Genomic DNA, 6439 nt, shown 5'->3' with positions numbered 1-6439 from the left:
CTCCCGGCCGGCTTGAGTGTTTTAGAGCAACAGCACAATCAAAAGCTAAAGCGGGCACGGTCAAATGTGGGAGCTGGCTTGCCTGCGATGGCATCAACTGGGTCTGCCTGATACACCGAGTTGTCTGCATCGCAGGCAAGCCAGCTCCCACAGAAAAGCAGAGCTGCACGCGATCCCGCTTTTGATCTGGCCTTTGATTTTGATCTGCGGGCCCCGTCAACCACGATGGCCGCAAGTAGGCACGGTGGAGCGGGTAAATCGGCAAGGATGCCGATTTAGCCGCGCCGGGCCATGGATGGCCCGTCGCGGCGGCCCGCGGAACCGTGCCGGAGTGCGGGCATGCCGAGCCTGGGCGAGGCACCGAGTGGTGGGGCAAAGCGTTTTTTGGTTACTTTTTTAGGCGTTTGTAAAAAAGTGACCCGCTGTAAGAGCGGAACCCTAAGTGGCCGTTACCTAAATAACGGATATGTACTCAACCCTCAGGACTTCAGCGCCTTCTTAGGATAAATGTCATACCGACTGGACTTCCCATCCAACGCATGACTCGGCTTCACCCCCTCAATACAAGGCGCCTTACGCGGCCGCTTGACCACCACCCGATGACTGGCCAAAGCCAACGCCGCCGCCAACAACGCCGGCGCATCCGGATCATCCCCCACCAGCGGCCGAAACAACCTCATCTCCTTCTTCACCAACGCCGTCTTCTCCCGATGCGGAAACATCGGATCCAGATAAATCACCTGAGGCGGCTCCCCCTCCCAATCGCGCATCACCTCAATGGAGTTGCCCTTGAGCAACCTCATCCGCGCCACAATCGGCGCCACCTCAAAATCCTCTGCACCTCGCGCCAAGCCATCTTCCAGCAACGCCCCAATCAACGGCTGGCGTTCAATCAGGCTCATCTCGCAACCCAGGCTGGCCAACACAAATGCATCCTTTCCCAACCCGGCGGTAGCATCCAGCACCCTGGGCCGCACGCCCTGCGCCACACCCACCGCCTTGGCAATCATTTGCCCGCTGCCGCCGCCATACAGACGCCGGTGCGCCGCCCCACCCTCCACAAAATCCACCCGCACCGGCCCCGGCGCCTCAGGCCCCAGCTGTTGCAACTGCAGCCCCTGCTCCCCCACCTGCAAGGCAAAGTCCGCCTCATCCAGTTGCAAAGGCAACCCCAGCTGCTCGGCCCAGTGCTGGGCACGTGCCTGAAAACCTTCGGCCAAGGCCTCGACCCGAATGCGGCTGGCCGCTGGTTGTTCGCTCATCGGTGACTACGCTCAAAAATATTAAGGATCGGCAAAAAGCGGCCGATAAAAAAAAGGATCCGGCATTTTGCCAGAGCTGAGCGACGATCGAGAGAAATGTCAGACATTCCTTCGCTATTCACCGGTGTACTGCCGACCCACAACCACTTCGGCCTGCGCAATACCCAAGCGCTGGCCGGCGTCAGTCATGTGTGGCAGGACTTCTTCGCCCAGGCGTTGGCCGAACAGCTCGGCGACACGCCGGGCGCGCTCGCCAAGTCGGTGGCGAAACCTGTGGACCCGGCGGTAGAACCCAGCGAAGGCAGTGACCTGCTGTCGCAGATCGTCACCCAGCGCGCCTGTGATGTGACAGACACCGAGATCGCCCCGCCCGAGCCGCTGTTCCTGCCTATCGCCGAATTCGAACTGGAACTGCTGCCACCGGCCCCGCCACCGTACCCGGCGGAAGAAGTGGTCGCCCAGCAAAAGCAGCAAAACTTCGAAAGCGCCTGGGTGCGCCCGATCGTCCTGACCGCCGGCCAACCGCTGCCCGAACCGGGTCCGGCGCCGCAACCACGCCCGCTGCATTTGCCGATCGCCGAATTCGAACTGGACCTGCTGCCACCACCACCGCCACCGTTCCCGGCAGAAGAGCTGGTTGAGCAACAGAAAGCCCTGGATTTCGACAGCCGCTGGGCGCGTCCGCTGATCCTGCACAACCTGCGCCTGGCCGCCTGACCCTCAGCGACACACCCACCACCGACCCATGTCCAGATGAAAGTGATTACGGTGGGCGGCGTTGTAATCCGGGCTCAACACCACATTGAAATCCTTGCAGGCGCCATCGCGCACTTGCCGCAGGAAGCGCGCACGCTCGCCGTCACCCGGCCAATCCTTGAGCACACTGATGGTGCGCCCGTCCGCCAGGCGAAACCCGGCGATATCCAACGCATTGGCCGACGCATGCTGGCTGAGTCGTCCGTTGGCGCGGTTGTAGATATTGCGACAGGCAAAGCTGCCCAGGTGATCGACCCGCGTCACTGCCTGGCCAAACACCGCCTGGGCCGCTGGTTGCAGGCTATGGCGCTCGAACAGGGCGAACGCCACGGCCAGCGGGCAACTGGCGAGAAAGCTGCTGCTCAAGCCGACATCAGCGCCTTGGACCCGCAATGTATTGCGCAGCGGGCAAGCCGCGTCGGCAGGGCTGTCCGCCTGATGGGCGACCCGCAGCCCGGAGGTCTTCAGCACTTGGTCACATAGGGCAGGATCATCCTGCAAACGCCCAAGCTTGAATCGGGTCAGCAGGTTCGGGCTTGCCCGCACGTCCAGCGGAGCCCACGGGTTCCACTCATCGGGCAGCGGCACCCAACCCCGCCATACGCCAACCAACACACCACCTGCCAACACCAGCAGCACGCGCAGCACCTTGAAGAAACGCACGCCTCAGCCCTTGAACAGTTGATTGGCCTGGTTGAACGGCATCGAGCGCTCAGTGAAGGTAAACGTGCCCAACTCATGAACCTCCTGGGCCGCCCTGAAGAACTCGCCATAAGCCGCCAGGGCCATGGCCGAGCCGACGCTGATGCGCTTGACGCCCATCTCGCTCAACTGCGCCACGCTGAGTTTCAGGGCGCCTGACATCAAGATATTCACGGGCTTGGGTGCAACCGCCTTCACCACCGCCAATACTTCCTCGGCACTGCGCAGGGCCGGTGCATAGAGCACGTCGGCGCCAGCTTCGGCGTAGGCCTGCAGGCGGCGAATGGTGTCGGGCAAATCCAGCCGGCCATGCAGGAGGTTTTCCGCGCGGGCGGTCAGGGTGAAGGGGAATGGCAAACTGCGGGCAGCGGCGACTGCGGCTTCGACGCGCTCCACGGAAAGGTCAAAGGGATAGATCGGGTCGACGGCAATTCCGGTGGCGTCTTCGATGGAGCCACCGACAATCCCAGTCGCTGCCGCCCGCAGGATAGTCTCGGCGCAGCCTTCAGGGGTGTCACTGAAGCAGTTTTCCAGGTCGGCGGCGACGGGCAGCGAGGTCGCCTGGACGATCGCCCCGGCATTGCCCAAGGTGTCTTCCAGGGACAACGCACCTTCGGCATCCGGGCGGCCGAGGCTGAAGGCAAAGCCGGCGCTGGTGGTGGCCAGGGCTTCAAACCCCAGGCTGGCGAGCATTTTTGCAGAGCCCGCATCCCATGGATTGGGCATCACGAACGCGCGGTCACGCTCGTGCAGGGCCTTGAAGGTTTCGGCGCGAAGGGTTTGGGCATCCATGACTGACTCCTGTCGGGAAAAGGAGCCTTAGAGTAACCCCAGTTGCTCCGCTGCGGGTTCTCGATGCAGGGTGGGCAATGCCGGCAAGCCGGGCAAGCGCAGCATCAATTTCTCATGAAAGCGCAAGGCCAGTTGGGCGGCCAGGCGGTTGTCGGAAGTGTGAAGAAACACGTAGGGCGTACGCCCCTCTTCGATCCAGCCGGCGACCTTTTCAATCCAGGGCACCAGGAACGGATCATTGGCTTCCAACTCCGGATGGCCAATAAAGCGCACTTGCGGAAACTGCGTCAGCGCCGCCGGGCGAGGCGGCACCTTGGGCTTTTTCGATTGGGCGTGCAGCACGGCTGCCGAGGTGGAGGTGCAACTGAACAACGCACGCGGGTCCAGGCAGATGCGCTCGACACCGCGGTCGCGCAGCAAGCGGTTGAGACTGCGCTCGGCATCGCCCTTGGCGAAAAACTCCGAGTGACGCACCTCCACCGCCAACGGTCGCTCCAGCCCGTCGATAAACCCGGCCAACTCACCCAGGCGCTGCGGGGTAAAACTGGCCGGCAGCTGCAGCCACAACGGCGAAATACGTTCGCCCAACGGGCTCATCAACCCCAGGAAACTTTCCGCCGCCGGCAACTGCTCGATCAGGTTGCCGCTGTGGCTGATATCCCCCGGAAACTTGGCCGTGAAGCGAAAATGCTCGGGCATGATTTCAGCCCAGCGCTGCACGGTAGCGACGGAAGGACGGGCGTAGAACGTGGTGTTGCCCTCGACGGCGTTGAAGACCTGGGAATACAGGGCAAGGTAATCGCTGGAGCGGGCGTCGGCGGGATACAGGTATTCGCGCCAGGCGTTTTCACTCCAGGACGGACAACCGAGGTAGTAAGGCAACAGCATCAGATATGGATATCGAGGCCCAGCACTTCCATATCCCATTCGACAAAGCCGGCAGTGGTCAGGTAGCTGGCCAGGGCATTGGCGACGTTTTTGCTCATGGAGCGCGGGAAGATCATGTCTTGCTGGCGGGCAGGAACGCCGCTGGTACGTGCACCGCCGGAACCCTGGGAACGGGTTGAAACAGCAGTGTTGTCAGACTGGATTTCAACAAAGTCGGGCGAGTCTTCGACGGAGTCGTCTACCGTCACGTTCGCCTTGCGAGGCTTGCGCTTGAGGGGGTAGGACTGTGATGAAAAGCCGTCTATGCGCATACATGCGAACTCGGTATCGGTGATGGCATTTTAGTGGCGCTTTCCATGGCGCGCAAATGCTCTGGTGATAACTAGAACACATAATTGGTAAAAGGTTTAAAAGCACGGGCAAATTCTGACGATTGGCTATTTTTTCCTGAAATTGCCCGCACTTTTGACGTCAAATAATCCCGCGTTCAGCCTTGGTCTGCGCCACTTTATCCCGCAGGTACACGGGCGCCGCCTGGTCCGCCGGAATCGCCTCGCCTCGCTCCCAGGCAAAGCGTGCCAGGGCCAGCAGGTCTTCGGCGTGGGGCAGCATCCCGGCATCCTGGCCGGCAAGCGTCACGCCAATGCGCTCGCCGTAGCCCCAGCCGGTGCCGGCACCGAACCAGTCGCCGCTGGCATCGCCCGGCAACGCCGCCGCTTCAGGTGGCAGCACGGCCTCAGCGCCGATCAGGCGCATCTCGCCAGCGGTTTCGCGGTAGCAGCCCCAATACACTTCGTCCATGCGCGCATCGATGGCTGCTGCAACCTGGCTTGCACCGTGCTCGCGAAACGCGCGCTGCGCCAGCACCGCCAGGTTGGACACCGGCAATACCGGACGCTCCAGCGCAAACGCCAACCCCTGGACCACACCGATAGCGATGCGCACGCCGGTGAACGCGCCCGGGCCACGCCCGAATGCGATGGCGTCCACCGCCGACAAGGTGGTGCCCGCGTCCAGCAGCAATTGCTTGATCATCGGCAACAGCTTCTGCGCGTGCAGGCGCGGGATCACCTCGTAGTGGCTCGTAACCTTGCCATCGTGCAGCAGGGCAACGGAGCAAGCTTCAGTCGCGGTGTCCAGGGCCAGCAAGGTGCTCATCGGTGTATGCATCCACGTTGAAAAAAAGTGCGTCAGTATAAACAACAACGGCCCGCAAGCGGGCCGTTGTCAATCAAGCGGATGAACGATCAGATCAGCGCTTCCAGTACTTTACCAGTGATGGCTTCAACCGAACCCACACCTTCGATGTGGCTGTACTTCGGCTTGCCCTGGGCGGCCGAGAGTTTCTGGTAGAAGTCCACCAGCGGCTTGGTCTGGGAATGGTAGACCGACAGGCGATGACGCACGGTCTCTTCGGTGTCGTCCTTACGCTGTACCAGGTCTTCGCCGGTGACATCGTCCTTGCCCGCGACTTTCGGCGGGTTGTAGACGATGTGGTAGACGCGGCCCGAGGCCTCGTGAACACGACGACCGGCAATACGCTGCACGATCTCTTCGTCTTCAACGGCGATTTCCACCACGTTGTCCAGCTCGACGCCGGCCTTCACCAGGGCTTCAGCCTGGGGAATGGTGCGCGGGAAGCCGTCGAACAGGAAACCGTTCTTGCAGTCTTCCTGGCTGATGCGTTCCTTGACCAGGTTGATGATCAGGTCATCGGAGACCAGGCCGCCGCTGTCCATCACGCTCTTGGCGATCAGGCCCAGCTCGGTGCCGGCCTTGACGGCCGCACGCAGCATGTCGCCGGTGGAGATTTGTGGAATGCCGAATTTTTCAGTGATGAACTTTGCCTGAGTACCTTTACCGGCCCCGGGAGCTCCCAGCAGAATGACGCGCATCGATGTGCTCCTCAATTTTTTATAGAGATGACGCTCGGATTCGCCGCGTGGGGCCAATCTCGGAAATTTTGGGTCCAGGCCGCACAAACGGCCAAAGGCTGATCAAGATACACAGCAGGCCCAAACCACACAAGCCGCCGAAAG

At 61.7% G+C, this 6439-nt stretch carries 8 protein-coding genes; 1 reads left to right on the top strand and 7 read right to left on the bottom strand.

Annotated features, from left to right (window positions below):
- Window positions 1–479: 479 nt before the first annotated feature.
- Complete coding sequence (locus tag HX817_RS09830) at window positions 480–1262, bottom strand: class I SAM-dependent methyltransferase (protein WP_003219204.1); 783 nt, start codon at window positions 1260–1262, stop codon at window positions 480–482.
- A 96-nt stretch (window positions 1263–1358) separates the two neighbouring features.
- On the opposite strand from HX817_RS09830, the gene HX817_RS09825 reads away from it, so the two are divergent.
- Complete coding sequence (locus HX817_RS09825) at window positions 1359–1979, top strand: hypothetical protein (RefSeq protein WP_032898688.1); 621 nt, start codon at window positions 1359–1361, stop codon at window positions 1977–1979.
- Window positions 1980–1982: 3 nt separating this feature from the next.
- On the opposite strand, the gene HX817_RS09820 is transcribed toward HX817_RS09825, so the two are convergent.
- The 6 genes from HX817_RS09820 to adk form a co-directional block, all read right to left on the bottom strand.
- Window positions 1983–2681 carry an extensin family protein gene (locus HX817_RS09820; protein ID WP_177040162.1) on the bottom strand — a complete coding sequence of 233 codons (699 nt, stop codon included), beginning with the start codon at window positions 2679–2681 and terminating at the stop codon, window positions 1983–1985.
- A gap of 3 nt (window positions 2682–2684) precedes the next feature.
- The gene (locus HX817_RS09815) at window positions 2685–3512 is read right to left on the bottom strand and encodes an oxaloacetate decarboxylase (protein WP_008431093.1); all 828 of its coding nucleotides are present in this window, start codon (window positions 3510–3512) and stop codon (window positions 2685–2687) included.
- 27 nt (window positions 3513–3539) lie between these two features.
- Window positions 3540–4400 (bottom strand): DUF72 domain-containing protein, encoded by an 861-nt coding sequence (locus HX817_RS09810; protein ID WP_003219211.1) that lies wholly within the window; start codon window positions 4398–4400, stop codon window positions 3540–3542.
- Window positions 4400–4711 (bottom strand): hypothetical protein, encoded by a 312-nt coding sequence (locus HX817_RS09805; protein ID WP_003219213.1) that lies wholly within the window; start codon window positions 4709–4711, stop codon window positions 4400–4402. Before HX817_RS09805 ends, HX817_RS09810 begins: the two co-directional genes overlap by 1 nt.
- A 160-nt stretch (window positions 4712–4871) precedes the next feature.
- Window positions 4872–5558, bottom strand: coding sequence for a tRNA (adenosine(37)-N6)-threonylcarbamoyltransferase complex dimerization subunit type 1 TsaB (gene tsaB, locus HX817_RS09800; protein WP_177037000.1), 687 nt, complete (start codon window positions 5556–5558; stop codon window positions 4872–4874).
- 89 nt (window positions 5559–5647) lie between these two features.
- On the bottom strand, window positions 5648–6295 hold the full coding sequence (gene adk, locus HX817_RS09795) for an adenylate kinase (RefSeq protein ID WP_102368215.1): 648 nt from the start codon (window positions 6293–6295) through the stop codon (window positions 5648–5650).
- Window positions 6296–6439 lie beyond the last annotated feature (144 nt).

Source organism: Pseudomonas sp. C6002 (genome assembly GCF_013385805.1).
GTDB lineage: Bacteria > Pseudomonadota > Gammaproteobacteria > Pseudomonadales > Pseudomonadaceae > Aquipseudomonas.
The sequence above is the reverse complement of the archived record's forward strand: the minus strand, read 5'-3'. Positions and strand labels throughout refer to the sequence as shown.

Excerpts from the sequence above, each read along its gene's own strand:
- HX817_RS09830 (WP_003219204.1), bottom strand. The coding sequence starts at position 1,262 with ATGAGCGAACAACCAGCGGCCAGCCGCATTCGGGTCGAGGCCTTGGCC.
- HX817_RS09825 (WP_032898688.1), top strand. The coding sequence starts at position 1,359 with ATGTCAGACATTCCTTCGCTATTCACCGGTGTACTGCCGACCCACAAC.
- HX817_RS09815 (WP_008431093.1), bottom strand. The coding sequence starts at position 3,512 with ATGGATGCCCAAACCCTTCGCGCCGAAACCTTCAAGGCCCTGCACGAG.
- HX817_RS09810 (WP_003219211.1), bottom strand. The coding sequence starts at position 4,400 with ATGCTGTTGCCTTACTACCTCGGTTGTCCGTCCTGGAGTGAAAACGCC.
- HX817_RS09805 (WP_003219213.1), bottom strand. The coding sequence starts at position 4,711 with ATGCGCATAGACGGCTTTTCATCACAGTCCTACCCCCTCAAGCGCAAG.
- tsaB (WP_177037000.1), bottom strand. The coding sequence starts at position 5,558 with ATGAGCACCTTGCTGGCCCTGGACACCGCGACTGAAGCTTGCTCCGTT.
- adk (WP_102368215.1), bottom strand. The coding sequence starts at position 6,295 with ATGCGCGTCATTCTGCTGGGAGCTCCCGGGGCCGGTAAAGGTACTCAG.